The sequence below is a fragment of the Caenibius sp. WL genome (genome assembly GCF_019803445.1).
Taxonomy (GTDB): domain Bacteria; phylum Pseudomonadota; class Alphaproteobacteria; order Sphingomonadales; family Sphingomonadaceae; genus Caenibius.
In genome coordinates this window covers 547,350-567,933 of record NZ_CP081844.1, presented here as the reverse complement: position 1 = coordinate 567,933, position 20,584 = coordinate 547,350, and the positions used below count along the sequence as shown (strand labels likewise).

15 protein-coding genes are annotated in these 20,584 nt (G+C 63.8%); 9 read left to right on the top strand and 6 right to left on the bottom strand.

What is annotated here, in order from left to right; translation table 11 throughout:
• Nucleotides 1-24 precede the first annotated feature (24 nt).
• The 4 genes from cysD (at nucleotide 25) to bktB (ending at nucleotide 4,929) form a co-directional block, all read left to right on the top strand.
• Nucleotides 25-924 (top strand): sulfate adenylyltransferase subunit CysD, encoded by a 900-nt coding sequence (gene cysD, locus K5X80_RS02830; protein WP_222559347.1) that lies wholly within the window; start codon nucleotides 25-27, stop codon nucleotides 922-924.
• Entirely contained in the window at nucleotides 924-2,840 is a 1,917-nt protein-coding gene (gene cysN / locus K5X80_RS02825; RefSeq protein ID WP_222559346.1) for a sulfate adenylyltransferase subunit CysN, read from the top strand. The genes cysD and cysN overlap by 1 nt, the downstream gene beginning before the upstream one ends.
• Nucleotides 2,837-3,604 (top strand): 3'(2'),5'-bisphosphate nucleotidase CysQ, encoded by a 768-nt coding sequence (locus tag K5X80_RS02820; RefSeq protein WP_222559345.1) that lies wholly within the window; start codon nucleotides 2,837-2,839, stop codon nucleotides 3,602-3,604. The genes cysN and K5X80_RS02820 overlap by 4 nt, the downstream gene beginning before the upstream one ends.
• A 137-nt stretch (nucleotides 3,605-3,741) precedes the next feature.
• A complete protein-coding gene (gene bktB, locus K5X80_RS02815) occupies nucleotides 3,742-4,929 on the top strand; it encodes a beta-ketothiolase BktB (protein ID WP_261390605.1) in 1,188 nt (395 codons plus the stop codon).
• Between the two features lie 32 nt (nucleotides 4,930-4,961).
• Here bktB and K5X80_RS02810 read toward each other — a convergent pair whose 3' ends face one another.
• The 4 genes from K5X80_RS02810 to K5X80_RS02795 are packed head-to-tail and all read right to left on the bottom strand — an operon-like array spanning nucleotide 4,962 to nucleotide 10,240.
• The gene (locus tag K5X80_RS02810) at nucleotides 4,962-6,683 is read right to left on the bottom strand and encodes a hypothetical protein (RefSeq protein WP_222559343.1); all 1,722 of its coding nucleotides are present in this window, start codon (nucleotides 6,681-6,683) and stop codon (nucleotides 4,962-4,964) included.
• Nucleotides 6,680-7,648 (bottom strand): lysylphosphatidylglycerol synthase transmembrane domain-containing protein, encoded by a 969-nt coding sequence (locus K5X80_RS02805; protein WP_222559342.1) that lies wholly within the window; start codon nucleotides 7,646-7,648, stop codon nucleotides 6,680-6,682. Before K5X80_RS02805 ends, K5X80_RS02810 begins: the two co-directional genes overlap by 4 nt.
• Nucleotides 7,645-9,273, bottom strand: coding sequence for a hypothetical protein (locus K5X80_RS02800; protein WP_222559341.1), 1,629 nt, complete (start codon nucleotides 9,271-9,273; stop codon nucleotides 7,645-7,647). Before K5X80_RS02800 ends, K5X80_RS02805 begins: the two co-directional genes overlap by 4 nt.
• On the bottom strand, nucleotides 9,266-10,240 hold the full coding sequence (locus K5X80_RS02795; protein WP_222559340.1) for a glycosyltransferase family 2 protein: 975 nt from the start codon (nucleotides 10,238-10,240) through the stop codon (nucleotides 9,266-9,268). The genes K5X80_RS02800 and K5X80_RS02795 overlap by 8 nt, the downstream gene beginning before the upstream one ends.
• Before the next feature lie 191 nt (nucleotides 10,241-10,431).
• Here K5X80_RS02795 and K5X80_RS02790 point away from each other — a divergent pair, with 191 nt between their 5' ends.
• The 4 genes from K5X80_RS02790 to K5X80_RS02775 all read left to right on the top strand — a co-directional run bounded on the left by K5X80_RS02790 (nucleotide 10,432) and on the right by K5X80_RS02775 (nucleotide 14,226).
• Nucleotides 10,432-11,787: an alkaline phosphatase PhoX gene (locus tag K5X80_RS02790; RefSeq protein ID WP_222559339.1), complete on the top strand. Its 1,356-nt coding sequence runs from the start codon at nucleotides 10,432-10,434 to the stop codon at nucleotides 11,785-11,787.
• 168 nt (nucleotides 11,788-11,955) lie between these two features.
• Complete coding sequence (locus tag K5X80_RS02785; RefSeq protein ID WP_222559338.1) at nucleotides 11,956-13,317, top strand: cytochrome P450; 1,362 nt, start codon at nucleotides 11,956-11,958, stop codon at nucleotides 13,315-13,317.
• Complete coding sequence (locus K5X80_RS02780) at nucleotides 13,317-13,553, top strand: ferredoxin (protein WP_222559337.1); 237 nt, start codon at nucleotides 13,317-13,319, stop codon at nucleotides 13,551-13,553. The genes K5X80_RS02785 and K5X80_RS02780 overlap by 1 nt, the downstream gene beginning before the upstream one ends.
• A 64-nt stretch (nucleotides 13,554-13,617) precedes the next feature.
• Entirely contained in the window at nucleotides 13,618-14,226 is a 609-nt protein-coding gene (locus K5X80_RS02775; RefSeq protein WP_222559336.1) for a TetR/AcrR family transcriptional regulator, read from the top strand.
• A gap of 65 nt (nucleotides 14,227-14,291) precedes the next feature.
• On the opposite strand, the gene K5X80_RS02770 is transcribed toward K5X80_RS02775, so the two are convergent.
• Together K5X80_RS02770 and K5X80_RS02765 are read right to left on the bottom strand one after the other, a co-directional pair.
• Nucleotides 14,292-16,631, bottom strand: a complete 2,340-nt coding sequence (locus tag K5X80_RS02770; RefSeq protein WP_222559335.1) for a TonB-dependent receptor — start codon at nucleotides 16,629-16,631, stop codon at nucleotides 14,292-14,294.
• Between the two features lie 76 nt (nucleotides 16,632-16,707).
• On the bottom strand, nucleotides 16,708-19,053 hold the full coding sequence (locus tag K5X80_RS02765) for an arylsulfatase (protein ID WP_222559334.1): 2,346 nt from the start codon (nucleotides 19,051-19,053) through the stop codon (nucleotides 16,708-16,710).
• Nucleotides 19,054-19,140: 87 nt separating this feature from the next.
• Between K5X80_RS02765 and K5X80_RS02760 the strand changes: the two genes are divergently transcribed.
• Complete coding sequence (locus tag K5X80_RS02760; protein ID WP_222559333.1) at nucleotides 19,141-20,394, top strand: TetR/AcrR family transcriptional regulator; 1,254 nt, start codon at nucleotides 19,141-19,143, stop codon at nucleotides 20,392-20,394.
• Nucleotides 20,395-20,584: the final 190 nt, after the last annotated feature.

Below are 20,584 nucleotides of genomic sequence, written 5' to 3'. Positions count from 1 at the left end.
ACAGGAAGAAGGGACCATCACCAGATGACGATGACCCATTTGCAACGGCTTGAAGCCGAAAGTATCCATATCATGCGCGAAGTCGTGGCCGAGGTGGAAAACCCGGTCATGCTTTATTCGGTGGGCAAGGATTCGGCTGTGATGCTGCACCTTGCGAAGAAGGCGTTCTATCCGGCGCCGCCGCCGTTCCCGCTGCTGCATGTCGACACGACCTGGAAATTCCAGGACATGTACAAGCTGCGCGACAAGGCGGCGAGGGACGCAGGCATGGAACTGCTCGTCTATCAGAACCCCGAAGCGCTCGAAAAGGGCATCAACCCGTTTGACCACGGGGCGCTCCACACCGACATGTGGAAGACCGAAGGCCTCAAGCAGGCGCTCGACAAGTACGGTTTCGACGCGGCTTTCGGCGGCGCGCGCCGTGACGAGGAAAAGAGCCGCGCGAAAGAGCGCATCTTCTCGTTCCGCAACGCCAACCACGGCTGGGACCCCAAGAACCAGCGCCCCGAACTGTGGAAGCTTTATAACGCCCGCAAGAACAAGGGCGAAAGCATCCGCGTGTTCCCGCTGTCCAACTGGACCGAGCTGGACATCTGGCAGTACATCCATCTCGAAGGCATCGAGATCGTGCCGCTCTACTTCTCGGCCAAGCGCCCGACGGTGGAACGCGACGGTCTGTTGCTGATGGTCGATGACGACCGTTTTCCGCTGGCCGAAGGCGAAGTGCCGGTCGAACGTTCGATCCGCTTCCGCACGCTGGGCTGCTACCCGCTGACCGGCGCGGTGGAAAGCGAAGCGGCGACCTTGCCCGAAATCATCCAGGAAATGCTGCTGACGACGACCTCGGAACGGCAGGGCCGCGCCATCGATAAGGACGAAGGCGGCGCAGGCATGGAGAAAAAGAAGCAGGAGGGGTATTTCTGATGGCCACGACGAACACCCAGGAACCGGTTTATCAGACCGACGCGCTGATCGCCGAGGATATCGACAAGTACCTCGAAGTGCACCAGCACAAGACCATGCTGCGCTTCATCACCTGCGGCAGCGTGGATGACGGCAAGTCGACTCTGATCGGCCGCCTGCTCTACGATTCGAAGATGATCTTCGAAGACCAGCTCGCCGCGCTGGAAAGCGACAGCAAGAAGGTCGGCACGCAGGGGCAGCAAATCGATTTCGCCCTGCTGGTCGACGGTCTGGCCGCCGAACGCGAACAGGGCATCACGATCGACGTGGCCTATCGCTTCTTCGCCACCGAAAAGCGCAAGTTCATCGTCGCGGATTGCCCCGGCCATGAACAGTACACCCGCAACATGGTGACGGGCGCTTCCACCGCCGATATGGCCGTGATTCTGACCGATGCGCGCAAGGGCGTGCTGACGCAGACGCGCCGCCACTCGTTCCTGGCCAAGCAGATCGGCATCCGCCACATCGTGCTGGCCGTGAACAAGATGGATCTCGTCGATTACGATCAGTCCACGTTCGAGCGGATCGTGGCCGACTATCGCGATTTCGCGAAGCAGATCGGCATCGAGAAGTTCACCGCGATCCCGATTTCGGGCCTTGCGGGCGACAATATCACCACCCGCAGCGACAACACCGCGTGGTACGAAGGGCCGGTGCTGCTCGAACATCTCGAAACGGTCGATCTCGGCCTTGATGAAGGCGCTTCCGGGCCGTTCCGTCTGCCGGTGCAGTGGGTCAACCGTCCGAATCTCGATTTCCGCGGCTTTGCCGGGCAGATCGCATCGGGCACGGTCAAGCCGGGCGACGCGATCCGCGTGATCCCTTCGGGCAAGACAAGCACGATTTCGCGCATCGTCACGTTCGACGGCGATCTCGACGAAGCGGCGGCGGGCCAGTCCATCACCGTGACGTTCGCCGATGAAATCGACTGTTCGCGCGGCGACGTGATCTGCGCGGCGGACGATCCGGCCGAAGCCGCCGACCAGTTCGAAGCGACCATCGTGTGGATGGCGGACGAGGAAATGCTCCCCGGCCGCAACTACATCATGAAGATCGGCACGCAGACCGTGTCGGCCGCGGTGCAGCATCCGAAGTACCGCATCGACGTGAACACGATGGAGCATCTGGCGGCCAAGACGCTGGGGCTCAACGACATCGGCGTGTGCGAATTCAGCACCGACAAGCGCGTGGTCTTCGCCCCCTATGCCGAAAGCAAGGACATGGGCGGCTTCATCCTGATCGACCGGATGACCAATGCCACGGTGGCTGCGGGCACGATCCACTTCGCGCTGCGCCGGGCACAGAACGTGCACTGGCAGTCGATCGATGTCAGCCGCGAATCGCATGCCGCGATCAAGCACCAGCGTCCGCGCGTGCTGTGGTTCACCGGCCTGTCGGGTTCGGGCAAGTCGACCATCGCCAACCTTGTCGAACAGAAACTGCATGCCATGGGCAAGCACACTTTCATCCTCGATGGGGACAACATCCGCCACGGGCTCAACAAGGATCTGGGCTTCACCGATGCCGACCGGGTGGAAAACATCCGCCGTATCGGCGAAGTGGCCCGGTTGATGACCGATGCCGGGTTGATCGTGCTGACTTCGTTCATCTCGCCCTTCCGCGCCGAACGCCAGCTGGCGCGCAGCATGATGGCCGAAGGTGAATTCGTGGAAATCCACGTCAACACCCCGCTCGAAGTGGCCGAAAGCCGCGACGTGAAGGGCCTCTACAAGAAGGCGCGTGCGGGTGAACTGAAGAACTTCACCGGTATCGACAGTCCCTACGAGCCGCCTGAAAACCCGGAAATCACCGTCGACACGACCACGATGACCGCCGAAGAGGCCGCTGAACTGATCGTCGAGCAGGTGCTGTCATGAGCGGCAGCACCAGCGAGATCGTGAAGGACGACGCCGATCTTGCCGCCCGTCTGGCCGATGCAGCAGGAAAGATTCTGCTGCAGGTCCGGGCGAGCGGTCTGATCGGGGGCAAGGCGCTGGGCAAGGCGGGCGATGTCACCGCCAACCAGTTCCTCATCAACGCGCTGCGCGAGCAACGCGCGGATGACGGCCTGCTGTCGGAAGAAAGCAAGGACACCGAAGAACGCCTTTCCAAATCGCGCGTGTGGATCATCGATCCGGTCGATGGCACGCGTGAATATGGTGAGGAACGCACCGACTGGGCGGTGCATATCGCCCTGACGGTGGACGGTGCGCCGGCCATCGGCGCGGTGGCGCTGCCCGGGCTCGACCTGGTGCTGCGCTCGGACCAGCCCGCACCGCTGCCCGCCGCTGGGGAGCCGCTGCGCATGGTTGTCAGCCGCACCCGCCCGGCGGCGGAAGCGGTGGCCGTGGCGGAAGCGATCGGCGCCGAACTGGTGCCGATGGGTTCCGCAGGTGCGAAGGCGATGGCGGTGATTCGCGGCGAAGCGGATATCTATCTCCATTCCGGCGGCCAGTTCGAATGGGATAGCTGCGCACCGGTGGCCGTGGCGCAGGCTTTTGGCCTGCATTGCTCGCGAATCGACGGTTCTCCGCTGGTTTACAACCAGGCCGACACATATATGCCGGACCTGCTTATCTGCCGGAAAGAACACGCCGAAATGGTGCTGGAAAAGGTCAAGGCCGCCGCACAGGCGGCCTGAGCAGGGGCAAGATTTCGCAACTGCAAAAAGGTATGTCGTAAAGACTGGAAATTGCGGCCGGGCGCTCCTAGGACACCGCCAAGCAAATGGCGGACAACGGATCGCCTGGTCGCAACTTTCCTAACGGAGGACATACCGTGCCCCTCAAACCCATTTACCTGGTCTCCGGCGTTCGCACCGCCATCGGCGATTTCGGCGGCGGGCTGAAGAGCTTCAAGCCGGACCAGCTTGCCACGGCAGTGCTCGGCGAAGCCATCGCCCGCGCTGGAGTCACGCCCGAGGACATCGGCCATGTCGTGATCGGTCAGGTGATCCAAAGCGAGCCCCGCGACGCGTATCTCGCCCGCGTTTCGGCGGTCAACGCCGGCATTCCCGTCGCCACCCCCGCTCTCACTATCAACCGCCTGTGCGGTTCGGCCCTCGAAGCGATCATTCTGGCGGCCCGCATCGTTGACGACGGTGAAGCCGATATCGCGGCAGCCGGCGGCACCGAAAGCATGAGCAACGCCCCCCATGTGCTCAAAAGCGCGCGCTGGGGCAACAAGATGGGTGATATGGTGATGATCGACGCCATGCTGGCGTCGCTGCAGGACCCGTTCGGCAACGGCCACATGGGCATCACCGCCGAAAACGTGGCCGAACGCTATAACATCGGCCGTGAAGAACAGGATGCGCTGGCAGTCGAAAGCCACAAGCGCGCCGCCCACGCCATTGCCGAAGGCCGCTTCAAGAGCCAGATTCTCCCGCTCGAAATCAAGACCCGCAAGGGCACCGTGATGTTCGACACCGACGAACACGTTCGCGGCGATGCCACGGTCGAACAGATGGGCGCGTTGAAAGCCGCGTTCAAGAAAGACGGCACGGTGACTGCGGGCAACGCCTCGGGCATCAACGATGCCGCCGCCGCCGTGATCGTGGCTTCGGAAGAAGCGGTCAAGGCCAAGGGCCTGAAGCCGATGGCCAAGATCATTTCCTGGGGTCATGCGGGCGTCGCACCGGAAGTGATGGGCCTCGGTCCGATCCACGCCGTGCCGATTGCGCTGGAGCGTGCCGGCCTGACCATCGATGATATCGATGTGATCGAATCCAACGAAGCGTTCGCCGTGCAGGCCTGCGCGGTCGCGAAAGACCTCAAGTTCCCGCCGGAGAAGGTCAATCCTAACGGCAGCGGTATCTCGCTGGGCCACGCGGTCGGCGCCACCGGGTCGGTCATCACCGTGAAGACGATGTACGAACTGGAACGGATCGGCGGCCGGTATGGTCTGATCACGATGTGCATCGGCGGTGGCCAGGGCATCGCCATGGTGATCGAACGCTGCGCCTGATCACCCGATCGATTGCATGAAAGGGGCGGTTGCTACCGGGCAGCCGCCCCTTTTCGTATGAGGCAGGCAGAATCGGCGAGAATGACCGACGGCCCGGCATAGACCGCGCATGCCACAGCATAACGGCGCACCAGGGAAGCGCGAGACGCCACGGCGGCCTGCGCCTGCGCGGCCGCCGCGGGCACGACCCGGGCATAATCGCGCGGCAGCGCCCCCACCGTGACAAAGGCACGGTCGACGGCGATATGCGTGATCCCCCAGCGGCGGACATAGGCCGTCAACACAGCGGGATCGTCGCTGGCGATCATGGTCAAGGAGGCCTGCAACCGCCCTTCGATCCGGCCGAAATAACCCTTGTGATAGGGGATTGCGTGTTCTGGCGTGGCGATCACGGATCGCCCGGCAAGCGCGGGCAGGCTGTCGAGTTGATCGCTGACACCGCCGATACGGACCCCCTCCGGCAATCCGGCGACGAATACGATCGCGCCCGGATCGGCCGGTTTTGCCACTCTGCCCGCTTTGACCATGCCAGCCCCGGCAAACAACGCCAGCGTCAGCAGTGCCATGATCGCGGCCGCGCGGCATGCCCTGCCTTTGGCCACCGCCAGCACGCAGGCCATTCCCAGAAAATGCCCCAGCGCCAGCGGCATGGTGATTTCGAGCAGCCGCTGGCTGTAACGGCCGGGCAGATGCAGCTGGAATGCGACCAGCGCGGCAATCGTGTAACAGACTAGTGCCGAGCCCAGCGCCAGCGCATAGATCGGCGTTGGGTTCCACCGCGCGAGGCCGGGCTTGCGCCCCATCCGCCACCACAGCGCGAACATCGCCAGCGCGGGCAGGATCAACAGCGCATAGAGCAGCCAGGTGCGCGGATCGGCCGCGCCCGTGCAGCGAAATAGCAGCGGTGCAAAACCCATGCGGCGGGAACACAACCAGCCCACATGCCCGCTGCCATCGACAATCGTGCTGCGCCCGGTGGGCAAAGCCATGCCCGGCATCGTCAGCGCGTCCGCAAGATCGATTGTCGGGCCGAATGTACCCGTTTTCGCCGCGAAAGGCAGCGCCAACAGCACCAGCCCGGCAAAGCACGCGGCCAGCAGCAGCACCGTCCGCCATGACCAGTCGAAGAAGCGCGGCGGCAGGCGCAGCTTGCTGAGCCCGAGCATGCCGAAAGCCGAAACGGCAGGCGCGGGATAGACCGCCCCCAGCACGGCAATGCCCGCCACCATCGGCGCAGCGCGCTGGCGCGCAAGGCCATAGAGGAACAGCAGCACCAGTGGCGCGGAAAACACGCGCGGCGTGCCCGACATCAGATTGTCCGCCCGCGCCAGCATCAACAGCACCGCCGATGCCGCGACGAACGCCGCCAGCGGATGCCGGGTCAGCGCCAGCGCGACTTTCCACGCCAGCACGGCCGTGATCCCGAGCACGAGCAGCGGCAGAATCTTCACCGCCATGACCGGGCCCACGCCCAGCAAGGCAAAGCCCCGCAGCAGCCACTGGAACGGCAGCGGTGTGACCGATTGCCAATAGTCCGCCAACAGATCGCCCGGCAAGGCGGCTGGATCGGCAAGGCGCGCGGTCCAGCTCAGGAACTGGCGGGCATCGTCATCGATCAGCCAGTGGGCGCCGGGCAGAAAAAAGCCGAAGCGCCAGAGGAAATTCAGCGCCAGCACCCCCACCAACGCCGCATAGAGCCACCGCCAATGCCGCCCATCGGGCGCGGCGAAAGCGACGGCCACGCGCGCGATCATGGTGCGGGTGCGCCGGGCACAGCATCCGGCCGGGGCTTGTCACGCTGCCAGTAATCGCCGAGAAACGGCAGGCCCGCCAGCGCAGGAATGATATAGCGCGAAGTGGCCAGCACGCCGAGCACCGCCGCCGCCCCTTGCCCCAGCGCCGGGCCATAGAGCCCCACGATCGCCGCATCGCGCGTCCCCATGCCCGCCGCGGTCAGGGGCACCAGTCCGGCGAGGATGGCAAGCGTGGCGAACGCCATGTTGTCGAGCAGAGGCATGGCGGGGCCGAGTGCGCGGGCGAACAGCCAGAACTGGAACAGATGCCCGCCCCACAGCAGAAACGACATGGCGACGATCCCGCCGGCCCGGCGCCCACCCCAGAACCATTCCACCGTGCGGGTCCATTCGTTCTGAAAAGCGGCAATGCGCCGGGCCAGCCGGGCCGGGGCCCAGCGCGCGAGCAGGCGCAGCAATGTGGCCGTCAGCGGCACAGGGGCAAGCAGCAGCGCCAGCAGCAGGAACAGCCCGCCAATGGCGGCGGCGGCCAGCCAGTACGCCGCATCGCGCCCACCGACCCAGAGCAGCGCGGGCACACCCCAAGCAAGGAGCGAGGCCATATCCAGCATCTTTTCGAACACCACCAGCGACAACGCCCGTTCACCCGCGAAGCGGTGACGATAGACCAGCACCCAGGCTTTCGCGACATCGCCCATTTTCGACGGCAGCGCGAGATTGAGCGTGGAAGCGGCCAGGATCAGCCTGGTCGCTTCGCCCATGCCCAGATCGGCCCGCGCCAACAGGCGGAACCGCCATGCGGTGACCAGCGTCAACGGCACGACCATGGCAAGGCCGATACCCAGCCACAGCGGATCGGCCCCGCGCATCGCCGCCCAGATCGCGGCGGGATCGACCGCGCGCCACAGCAGCGCCAGCACCAGCAAGCTGACCGCAAGGCCGATCAGCTTCTTCCAGCGTTTCATTGCCCGCCCCCGAACCGCCGCTCGACAATCAGCGGCGCGCCGTCCGGCAAAGCGGCGAGCGCATCGGTGCAATCGTGCCACGGCTGCGCCTGATCGGGCGCCCAGACGCGCGCCATGATCGTGGTGGTGGAGGTCTGGAAACCGGAGATGCCCGCGCGCGCGATCCCTTGCCAGCCCCGGTCGGGGCGCACTTCATCGCGCACCGCCCAACCGTCCGGCACGCGCGTGAAGATGCGGCGGAACGTGAACGGCGCATCCTTGCGCCCTGTCACCAGCACCGCCTGCAACATACGGCGCACGAGATCGGGGAAGAACCGCCCAAATCCGAGCATCAACACACGCAGAATCACCGATTTGGCGGGTGTCAGCCGCGCCGACTTGGCCCAGGCCATGCGCCCTTCGATCACCAGCGTGTCAGGCCCTTCCTCGGCCAGCACGCTGCCTTCGAGATGCGTCACCGCCACTTTGCCGGTGTCGGTTGCCAATGTCGGCCCGGTGTCCGAGTGGATCAACGCTCGGTCGCCGAACAATTTGAACGCCCCGCCGCGCGACGTGCCGAGAAACAGGTGGCTGCCCGGCGCATGATCGGCAAGCAGCCGCGCCGAGGGGAAATGGATGCGCCCCTGCGGAAGGGGTTGCGGCGCCGGGCGCATATGCTGCCATTCGGCCCAGCTCGTCATCCAGCTCCACACATGGTGGCCGACGATGTGATCGTCGGCATAGCAGGGATGCCGATCATGCTGGAGCATGGTCAGCGCGCGGTCGTTGATGCGCAGCGCCGCCTCGTTCCAGGCCCCGGCTATTTCGAACCCGTGGGGAAAGAAATTGCGTGTGCCGCGACTGGTGTATTCGCCCCCCGCGCTGCCATCGGGATGCACGAAGTGATCGATGAAAGCGATGGCCCGGGCGCAGGGTTCGCGCAGGCCCAGATCGGGCCGCAGCCGGTCGGTTTCCGCCATGAGACCGATCGTCAGGGAGAGATAGCCCGGGTCCGCCCCGCCGTATTCGTCGAACCAGCCTTCGGCATCCTGCCAGCTTTTCAGCCGCGCGGCGCGTTCGGCCAGCGGGCGATCCCATTCCGCCGCCCCTGTCAGCGCGCGCAGGCGGGCCAGGCAGTTGACGATCAGCGCCTCGTGATTGGACAGCCGCCCGCTTTCCTTGTGATGCGCCAGCCAGCGCCCGCGCAGGCGCAGGAAAGCGGCAATCTCCGGATCGCCAGCGCAATCGAGCAGGTCCGCCGCGCGCAAGGCGGCATAAAGCGAGAAAGCCGCCGCGCCCGCCGCCCGTTCGAAAGGATAGTAATCGTCGCACGATCCATCGGCATGGGCGGAACGCGCGGCGAAGCGGATTCCCGCGATGGCCCATTCGCGCAGCGCCGGATCGCCGAACCAGCGGTTGCCCGGCATGTCCAGCGCCCAGGCGAGCGCCAGCGGCAGAACGAATTCCTGGCTCATCCCGCAGGGGAAATCCATCATCCGGTAATGCCAGTAGGCGCGGTCGAAACAGCCGTATGTGGGGCTGACCGGCGTGCGATCCTGCAAGGTGAGAATCTTCGGGATTTCGGCCAGCGCCCGCAGCGCCAGCGCATCACGGGGCATGAGCGGCGCGGCAGCCGGATCAGTCATGAACGGGCAGCTTTTCCATCGGATGGGCATCCGCATCGGCACGGCGGAGAGTATACTGGATATTTTCAAGCAAGCGCCGGTTGATCCCCAGCAATTCGCCCAGCAATCCGCCGATCCACATGATCGCCACGATCAGCAGCAGAATCGCCGCCGCGACCAGGCTGGGCAGGTGGACCCGCCCATCGGGCACCACATAAGTCAGCCAGGTCCAGCGCCCGATCAACAGCAGGCCGAGCAGGAGCGGCGCAAGCGACAGCCAGAAGAAGGCCTTGAACGGCTTGTAAACGAAATAGGTGCGCAGGATCGAACCCATCGAACGGCGCACATAATCGGGTATCGATTTCACCAGCCGGGATGGGCGGGTTTCCCCGGTCACGCGGATCGGCACCGATACGATACGGATATTCGACAGGCCCGCCTGAATGATCGATTCCAGCGTATAGGTGTAACTGTCGAAAATATTGATCCGCATCGCCGCTTCACGGGTCAACGCACGGAAACCGCTGGGCGCATCGTTGATCGGCGTCGTCGAAACGCGCTTCACCACTCCGCTGCCCAGTTTTTGCAGCAGGCGCTTGGTAGGCGAAAAATGCGCGATCGTGGCAATCGGACGGTCGCCCACCACGAATTGCGCCCGCCGGTCGAGAATCGGTTGAATCAGGTCGGGGATACAACTTGCGTCGTACTGATTGTCGGCATCGGTGTTGACGATGATATCCGCGCCTTCGGCCACGGCCCGGGCCAGCCCGGCCATGAACCCATGGGCCAGCCCCATGTTCACCGGAAGATCGACGATATGATCGACCCCGCAGGCCCGCGCGACCTCCACTGTCCGGTCGCTGCTGCCATCGTTGATAATCAACCATTCGACCGTATCGATCCCGGGCAGGCTGCGCGGCAATTGCGCCAGCGCCTCGGGCAGGGCCTTCTCTTCATTGTAGCACGGAATCTGGATGATAAGCTTCAAAACGTGCCTCGGAATATTGCTTCGCCGCGAAATAACCCGTTCTCCCGGCACAGACAACCGAGCGGAATGGTCCCAGGCGATGGGCGGCACGGATAGACCCGGCGATCCTTGCTGGGCGCTGAACGCCGCGCATGCCGCACCGCTTCGCTTGTCATGCCCCTGTCATGCCTGCATGACAGGGCAGACAGGATATGCAGGCCCACGATACGATGATGCACGATGCGCCCTTGCCGCCCTTTTCCACCAGCCGCCGGGCCATGCTCACGGGCACCGGTGCCGCATTCGCCGCACTGATCGCTGCCAGCCGGGCCGGGCAGGCGCTGGCGCAAGGGCACCATGGCATCCCGCTCTATGGCCCCTTGCGCAAAGACCCGCAGGCACTGCTCGATCTGCCCGAAGGGTTCACATACCGGGTGATCTCGCGCATGGGCGATGCGATGGACGATGGCGGCACGGTGCCCGACCGGGCCGATGGCATGGGCTGCTTCGCGCTGCCGCGCGGCAGGATCGCGCTGGTACGCAATCATGAACTCAAGCCCGGCGATCACGCAGGCGGCAATCTGCAGGCCGGCTATGACCGGCATCTGGCGGGCGCTGTCCTGCCGGGCGGGACGACCACGCTGGTGCTCGATCCCGCAACGCTGACTGTCGAGCGCCAGTTCCGCTCGCTCGCCGGGACGATCCGCAATTGCGCGGGCGGCATCACCCCCTGGGGAAGCTGGCTCACCTGTGAGGAGGATGTGAGCCGTGCGGGCGACAAGGCGGGGCAGGATCACGGCTGGATTTTCGAAGTGCCCGCGAACGCCGCCGCACAGGTGGAGGCTGTGCCGTTGAAAGCGATGGGGCGGTTCAATCACGAGGCGGCGGCGGTCGATCCCGCCACCGGCCATGTCTATCTGACCGAGGATCGCGACGATGGGCTGCTGTACCGCTTCATCCCGAAAGTTCCGGGCAAGCTGTCCGAAGGCGGGCAGCTGCAGGCGCTGGCGTTGCTGCCCAACGCGGCCGCCGACAGCCGCAACTGGCAGGGTGTGACCATGCAGCCGCATAGCTGGCATTCGGTTCGCTGGATCGATTGCGACGATCCCGAAAGCCCGAACGACGATCTGCGCCAGCGCGGCGCGGCGCTGGGCGCATTGCCGTTCGCGCGGGGCGAAGGCATCCACATGGGCAATGGCGAGCTGTATTTCTGCTGCACTTCCGGCGGCGCGGCGCGCTACGGTCAGGTGTTCCGCTTGGCTTTGGGTGAAAGCGGGGACCGGCTGCAACTGTTCTTCGAATCGCGCGGGCCGGAAGAATTCAGCTATGGCGACAATCTCACCGTGGCCCCCAATGGCCACCTGATCGTCTGCGAGGATCAGTACGCCGAAGTGGTGGACAACTATCTGCGCGGGATCACGCCGCAGGGCATAGCCTATCCGCTCGCCCGTCTGCGCCGCCAGACGGAACTGGCCGGCGCCTGCTTTTCGCCCGATGGGCGGACCCTGTTCGTCAACGCCTACAGCCCGACGATGACTCTGGCGATCACCGGCCCCTGGGCCGCCTGACAACACATGCCAATACTGGCTTTCCGCGCTCCGCGGCATCCACGCCTGCGGCCTTGCCCTATCCTATCTGAATAAAAACATTGCATTCACAATCTTTTTTGTCATCATGGTGTCGCAAGGCCGAACCTGAGCGCGATAACGCGCGGGGCAATCGCGATGGAGGAGTGGATGAGCGAGGCAAGCGCGCAGACAACGGTCCGGCTGGCGCCGCCACTGGTCAGCGGGGCCGTGCCCGGCACCGGGCATTACGAGGAGTTCTGCCGCAACCCTGCCCCGTTCCTCATGCGCTGCCATGCCGAATGCGGCGAAGTCTCCTCGTTCGATCTCGCAGGGCTGCAAACCACATTGCTGGTGGGGGAGGAAGCGCACGAAGCGGTCTATCGCGCGCCGGATTCGCAGTTGAGCGCGGCGCAGGCCTATCAGTTCATGGTCCCGGTATTCGGCCAAGGAATCCAGTACGGCGCGCCGCCCGTGATCGAACGGCAGCAGCTCAAGATCCAGGCAGCGGGCCTGCGGCATGACCGTATGGTGCTTTACGCCCCGATCGTGGCGCAGGAAGTGCGCGACTGGATCGCCGACTGGCCCGACGAGGGGGAGGAGGATTTCTACGAGAAATTCACCGAACTGACGCTCAAGACCTCCACCCATTGCCTGATGGGGGCCGATTTTCGAGCCAATATGAGCGACGAGTTTCGCGGGCTTTATCATGATCTCGAAATGGCCGTGGACCCGGAAGGGCTGGCCGATCCCGACCAGCACGGGGTGATGGCGGAACGGCGCGATATCGCCCGTGCGCGGCTGGGCGAACTGATCGGCGAACGCGTGGCCCAACGCCGCGCCGCGCTGGCCCGGGGGGAAACGTTCCACGACATGTTCCAGCATTATCTGGACGCCACTTATGCCGATGGCACCCCACTCAGCGATCATGAAATCGCGGGCATGGTCGTCTGGTTCATGTTTGCCGGGCATCACACATCGGGTAACACGTCGAGCTGGATGCTGGTCGAACTGGCCCGCCATCCGGACCTGATGGCCGAAGTCGTCGCCGAACTGGACGGCGTGCTGGGCGACAGCGAGGAAGTGAGTTTCCAGTCGCTGCGCGAAATGCCACTCCTTGAAGCGTTTCTGGAGGAAGTGCTGCGCCTCCATGCCCCGCTCGTCACGCTGACCCGCCGGGTGATGACGGATTTCCACTACAAGGACTATCTGATCCCGGCGGGGGGCAATGTCATGGTCAGCCCCTATGTCGCGCATCGCCAGCCCGAAGCGTTTGCCGATCCGCTGACATTCAATCCCGGGCGGACCTTCCCCGATGGGCCCTTCGCCTACCTGCCGTTCGGCGGGGGGCGGCACAAATGCGTCGGCAATGCCTTCGCCCTGCTGCAAATCCGCACGATCTTTGCCTATCTGCTGCGCAAATTCACGTTCGAACTGAGCGAGCCGCCCGAGTATTATCGTGATATCATGCCGTCGCTGATCCTGCGGCCGAGCGATCCCTGCAGGCTGCGTTTCCGCAGGAGAGCGCGTTGATGGGGCAGGCGATAGAAGGCAGATTCCGCATCGAACTGGATTTCGATCTGTGCCAGGGTCATGGGGTCTGCGCCGCGGAAGCGCCCGATATCTTCGCCGTAGCGGAAAACCGGCTGGGCTATGCCAAAGTCCGCCTGCTCGATCCCGCACCGGGGCCCACGCACCATGCAGCGCTGCGCAACGCGGCCAAATACTGCCCCAACCGCGTCATCCGCATCGTGATGCTTGAGGATTGACCGCAGGGCGTTAACAGCGGCCCCACAATATGCCGGCAACAGCGCCGGCCAAGGGGTAGCAAACATGGAAACGGACGCGCCGCCGCTGGGGCGGCAAGCCCAGAAATCATTGCGCACGCGCGAAAAGCTGATTCAGTCGACCATATCGCTGATTCGGCGTGGCGGGCTGGCCGCCGCCAGCGCCAAGCGCATCGCCAGCGGCGCGGGAATGACCTGGGGCGCCGCCCAGCACCATTTCGGATCGAAGGAACAGATTCTCGAAGCGATCGTCGCCCGTTCGCACGAAAGCTTCGTCAGCCGTTTCGCCGATATGGGCAGCGCGCAGCCCTTCGCCGAACGGATCGATCTGTTCGTGGCCCGGATGTGGGAGCATTATCGCAGCGAAGTCTATCTCGCGACGATCGAGATCATCATGGCAGAACGCGATCCGGAGCAGGAAGACCTGCCGCTGACCCCATTCGACTGGCCCAACCAAGACCACCTGGAAATGATGGTCCGCATTTTCGGCGATCAGGCCGTCGCACCGGAAGACCTGTTGGAGGGGCTGATCTTCCTCCACTGCCTGCTCACCGGGCTGGCCATCCAGGAAGTGCTGGAAGGCGACACGCCGCGTCTGGAATCGCATCTCGGCCGCTGCCGCGCAATCGCGGCCGGAATGTTCGGCGGCGGTTGATGCAAAAAGGGCGGCCGATCGGCCGCCCTTTTCCTTTTGGCCGGAGAAACCGGCCCGGCATTCCGTCAGAAGTCGAACTTCACGTCCACGCCATAAGTGCGCGGTTCGGCGAAGACGACCCCGGCAAAGCCGAGTGCGCCGAAATCGATCCCCGAATAGAGGTAATCCCTGTTCGTGATGTTCTTGCCCCACAGCGCCACGGTGGCGCGCGTCGGGCCAAGATCGATATCCGACAGCGCGATGCGCGCATCGAACCGGCCGACCGGACCATCCGACATACCCTGATTGAACGGATTGAACCGATCCAGCGGGTGGAAGTAGATCCGGCTGCGGTAAGTCCAGTCCACGCGGGCCATCAGCTTGCCGACATTGGCGATTTCCGTATCGTACTGGATACCCGCGTTGGCGGTGGTGCTGGCCGAATAGTTGAAGTGCGCTTCGTCGGCGGCGTTGACATCCCGGCCTTCGGCGGGATCATAGACCCAGAAGCTCTTGAACTTGCGGTCCGTGTAACCGAACGATGCGTTCAACGTCAGACCGTCGACCGGGTTCGCCAGGATTTCCGCTTCCACCCCGGTGTACTTCGCCTTGCCCGCGTTGACGGTGATGCTCGATGCACCGTTGCTATCCGCCGTGAACTGGCTGACCTGCATATCCTTGTAGATCGAATGGAACGCGGTCAGGTTCAGGCGCAGGCGGCGGTCAAGCAGTTCGGTCTTGAGGCCGGCTTCGTAAGACGTGATCTTTTCCGGCTTGAAGCTGCCGCCGACCGAGCGCGGGTTGAAGCCACCCGATTTGTACCCGGTGGCGACGCGCACGTAGCCGAGGATATCGTCGGTGAACTTGTAATCGACGCTGGCCGCCCAGTTGAACTGCCTGAAGGTTTCACGCAGATCGCGCACGGCAACCCCGGCCGTCTGGTCGAGATGCTTGCGATCTTCGGTATAGCGCATACCCCCCGTCAGGCTGAGGCGGTCGGTCGCACGATAAGTGACCTGGCCGAAAGCCGCGACCGATTCCGAACTGTGGCGATAAGCCAGATTCGAAGCCAGCGGGATTGCCGCATAGTCGGTGCTGAGGCCATTGCCGAGCGGAACCGGAGCAGGTGTCGGCACAATGATCGAAAACTGCTGCGGATTGTTTTCGCGGACCTTTTCCTTGAAATAGAAACCGCCCAGAACGAAATCAACGTTGTCGCCGATCTTGCCGATCAGGTTCAGTTCCTGCGAGAACTGCTTCTGCGAACGCCTGTTCTGCGCGCTGAACAGCGTGATTTCCTTAACGCCCGTGGTCTGGAAGTCCGGCTTCGGCGCAAGGTAAGCCGGGCTGATCGTCATGCCCAGAAGACCGTCGTTACCGTCGAGATCGGTATTGCCGACCGTGTTCTTCCACTTGCGCAGGCCGGTGAGCGAACGCAGCGTGAGAGTGTCGGTCAGATCGGCTTCCACAGTCAGCGTGTGGCCGCGCACCTTGTCAGTCAAACGCCCCTGATCGAGGTTCAGATTCTTGATCCGATCACGCGAATATTCCAGCGGGCTGCCGCCCAGCGCCTGCGAATTCGCGAAATAGGCCGCGATATCGGGGCGCACGAACGCGAGCTGGAACGGCACCGCATAGCTCTTGGTGTCGTTGTAATCGAACGCGTAATCGACCCGCACCGGGCCGCCGTTGTCGAACCGCGCCGCGATGCGGAAAGCATCGGTGTTGTAAGCGCCCGGATCGCGCTTGTCGGGCTGGTTGATATCGTTCGCATAGCCATCGCGCTGCTTGTGCGCGTAGGACAGCTTGAACATCAGGCCCGAATTGCCGATTTCACCGGTATCGATGCTGGTGCGCGACACCATGTAATCGAGATTGCCGTAGCTGAAAGTCTGCGAGCCCTTGAATTCCTTGGCAGGCTTCGCCGAAATGAAATTGACCGCGCCGCCCGTGGTGTTGCGGCCATAAAGCGTGCCTTGCGGCCCGCGCAGCACTTCCACGCGTTCCAGATCGACCAGATCGAACACCGCGCCAGCCGTGCGGCCGATCACCACGCCATCGACATAGATGCCGACCGGCGAATCCGCCGTCAGCACCGGATCGGATTCACCGATGCCGCGGATCTGCACGGTGATGTTGGTGGTCGACGAAGGCGTGATGCTGGTCGTCAGGTTCGGTGCGGCGGCGCTGATATCGGCGACATCGGAAATGCCGCGCGCTTCCAGTGTTTCCGCCGTCATGGCGCTGACCGCCAGCGGTGTCTTCTGGAGGTTTTCGGCGCGCTTCTGTGCGGTGACGACGATTTCCTGCAGGCCGCCGGTCGGCTGCGCCGCTTCGGCCCCATCCTGTGCAACGGCGGTGCCGCTCCACATGATCGCTGCCATCGATGCTCCGGCAAGAGCGCCGTACTTCAAAACAATCTTCACTTAAACTTCCCCTGAACCAAATTGCCGTTTTCTAATCGGCAGAACAAATTGCGTTCGCTTGCACGTTGATTTCAACTTATCGGGTCACTTCAATTTTATTTATTTTGCCGTTAAATTCAGTGCCTTCGGGCATGTTCACGACGGGGGCGCCGGTATCACGTCCGATGTCGAATGTCTCTCCCAAACCAGCCACGATATACGCGGTTCGTCCGATTTTGCCGCTGGCGATCTGCTGTCCGTCGAGCATGATCGCCATCGTGCCACCCTTGCCCGGCGCGCCGTCCAGGACGTACCGGTATGTCAGCTTGTGCGGGCCCGCCGGGAGCGGCTGATCGGCCTGCACGCGGAACTGGTCTTCCGGCTTTTGCGAAGCGTTGTGCTGCACGAACGGGCGCCCCTGATCGAAGCCGAAGCTCCAGCCGCCGAACTGGCTGCCGGTCGCGACCAGCACGCCCCGCCCGCCGCCTTCGGGCACGGCGATATCCGCGTTCAGCGAAAACGACATGAAATTGATCGGCGGCGCCTTGCTTTGCACCACGCTGATGCCCGGCCCCCAGTAAACGTAGCGGGGCAGCAGCGAAATCTGCTTGCCCATTGCGCGGGCCGCGCCTTGCCGATCATCCAGCGGATAGACGTTGTTGGCTTTCGCTTCCTCGTCCCAAGCGGCCTGCATGGCGGCGAGCCGCGCCGGTTCCGCCTTGGCCAGATCGCGTGACTGGCTGAAATCGGTGTTGAGATTGTACAGTTCCCACTTGTAATCGGTGGGCAGGATGCCCTTCGCCCCGTTGTCCTGCCACGGGAGGCGGGCGGGCGTGGTGCTGGCCATCCAGCCGTTATCGTAAAGCGCCCGGTTGCCGAGCAATTCGAAGTATTGCCGAACGTGACGCTCGGGCGCCTTGGCGGAATCGAAACTGTAAACCAGGCTGACGCCATCGATCCGCTGCTGTGTCACCCCATCGACCACAGCGGGTGCGGCCACGCCGACCGCTTCGAGAATGGTGGGCATGATATCGTTCACATGGCCGAACTGGGTGCGGATGCCGCCCTTGTCCTTGATGCGGGCGGGCCAGGAAACGACCATCCCGTTGCGCGTGCCGCCAAGGTGCGAGCCGACCTGCTTGGTCCACTGGAAGGGAGCATTGGTCGCCCACGACCAGCCGACAGGAAAGAGCTGATAGCTGTCTGGCGTGCCCATTTTCGGTATCTGGCCAGCCAGCCATGCGGAATCTTCCTGCATGCCGTTTGCCAGGTGGCCCAGTTCGTTCATCGTGCCGGTCAGCGCCCCTTCCGGGCTGCCGCCGTTATCCCCTTCTATGAAGATGACCAGCGTGTTGTCCAACTGGCCCATGCGCTGCAATTCATCCAGCACAGTGCCGATCTGGTCATCCTGATAAGCCAGCATCGCCGCGAAGACTTCCATCATCCGCGCATAAGTGCGGCGCTGTTCGTCGGTCAGGCTGGACCATGCGGGAATGGCATCGGGACGCGGTGTCAGCACCGTATTCTTCGGCACGATCCCGGCCCGCTTCTGACGGGCAAGGCTTTCTTCGCGCAGCTTGTCCCAGCCCTGATCGAACTTGCCCTTGAAACGGGCGATCCATTCGGCCGGAGCCTGATGCGGCGCATGGGCGCTGCCGGGCGCGAGATAGGCAAGGAACGGCTTGTCGGGTGCGGCCGCTTTCTGGCCATGGACCCAGCGGATCAGATCCTGCGCCAGATAGTGATCGAGCGTGGTGTCCATCTTGGGCGGATCGACCAGATTGGTGCCGCGATAGAGGCGCGGGTTCCACTGATTGCTGTCGCCGCCCATGAAACCATAGAAATATTCGAAACCGAGCCCGGTGGGCCAGAGATCGAACGGGCCGCTGTTGGGATCGTCCTGTCCTTGGGGCGTGTTGTGATGCTTGCCGAAAAAGGCGGTGTTGTAGCCGTTGCTTTTCAACACGTCCGCGACCGTCGCGGCGGAAGGCGGGATCACCCCGTCATAACCCGGAAAACCGCTGGCGGTGTCCAGCACAATGCCGGTGCCCACCGCATGATGATTGCGCCCCGTCAACAGCGAAGCACGCGTAGGCGAACACATGGCGGTGGTGTGGAAACGGGTGTAGCGCAGGCCGTTGGCCGCCAGCCGATCCAGCGCGGGCGTCGGCACCGGGCCGCCGAAGGTGCTCGAAGCGGCAAAGCCCACATCGTCCGTCAGGACCAGCAGGATATTGGGCGCATTGGCGGGCGCTTTGACCGGCTCGGGATAAGCGGGTGTCGAATCCTTGTATGTCTTGCCGATCTTGCCCGCAAACGGCCGCTGGGAGGCCAACGGGGCGCTGCTTTCCGCCTGCGCCGGTGCGGGGTCGGCAGCCGTAACCGCCGTGGACGACAGCAGCGCAGCGCACAGCGCGCCGCCCCACACAAAACCGTGCCTCATGCAAAAACTCCCTCCTGAACTGCCTGTACTATACGGTATAGTTCAGGCAGTTGCAAGCGGGCCACGCTTGCGTCACAAGCAACGGATATGGCCGCACGATCAGCCCAACCTCTGCCCGAAACCCCATCTGGCGTACGCGATCGCCTGCTGCGCGCGGCACAGGCGCAGATTCTGGCCGCCGGCTTCTTCGAAGCCAACATGGAACAGATTGCCCGCCGCGCCGGAACCAGCAAACAGACGATCTACGCCAACTTCCAGTCAAAGGAGGATCTGTTTCGCGAAGTGCTGCGCATGACCATGGCCGAGGCGGGGCAAGCGGGCGAGCCCGATATCGCCAGCCTTGGTTTTGCGGAAGCGGTCAGGGCCTATGTCCTGTGGATCGAAAAAAGCGCGCTGAACCCGGAAAATCTCGAACTCTACCGCGCCAATATCGCGGCAGCGGCGGCATTTCCGGCCCTGGCGGCGGAGCTGCACCATCTGCGACAAACGGCCTCGCACATGGGGCACAGGTTGCTGACCCACCCGGGCAGAGCACACCTTCCCGCCATCCCGCCGGAGCGCCTGTCCAGTTGGCTGGGCGTGCTGGCGATGGCCGGGCCCCGCGCGCTGCTCGGTTTTACGCCCACGCCGGACGAGCGGCGAGCCCGCCAGCAGGCGATCGTGCAGCTGTGCACCGGCGGCTGGCGCATGCCGGTGGAACCGTGCCCCACTGCTCTGCCCCTTATAGAACCGGCAGCCCATGTCCCGAGACAGATCGAGCCCGGCAGCCGCTTGTCCCCCGAACGCTGGACTCACCTTCTGCGCATCGCCCTGCGTGGTTTTGCCCAGACGGGGCTGCGTCACACCAGCGTGGAAGAGATCGGCGCCGTGGCGCAAATCTCGAAAATGACGATCTACAAGCGCTTTGGGAACAAGCAGGGCCTGTTCGCCGCGGCAATAGATCAGGCGGTGGACGATCTTCTAGCGGTGCGCGAACCGCTGACTTTCGACGGCAATATCCGCAGTGCGCTGGAAACCGTGGCCCGGCAGCAGGACCATTGGGTTCAGCGGCCCGAATACAGCGCTTTGCTGTGTCTGATGATCACCCAGGCCCCGGCGCATGAGGCAATGATCCAGCGCGCATGGAGCCGCCTGACCGCGCCCACGCTCAACGAGCTGTCCACCCGGTTGCGCCAATGGCAGGCCGAAGGCGCGGTGCATCTGGTGGACCCGGTGATCGCCGCCGAGCAGTTCCTCCTGCTTGCCGCGCGGGGCAATCGCCGCCTCACCGCCACACTCCCCTGGGAGGAAGACGAAGTCCGCCGCCACGCCCGGGACGTGGTCTCGCTGTTCTATCATTGAGCGCCGATGCATCCGGGGCATGCCCGCATCAGAACGCCATAATAACGCCCTTGCGCCATAAATGCGGCCACTTTTCGCGGAACGCCCGTTCCGTTCATCTGCGAATGCCGCCATAAGCCATGGCTTCCAATAATCGGCCGGCCCGAAACCGGCCAGGACAAAACATAAGGCGATGAGGAGGACACGCGGC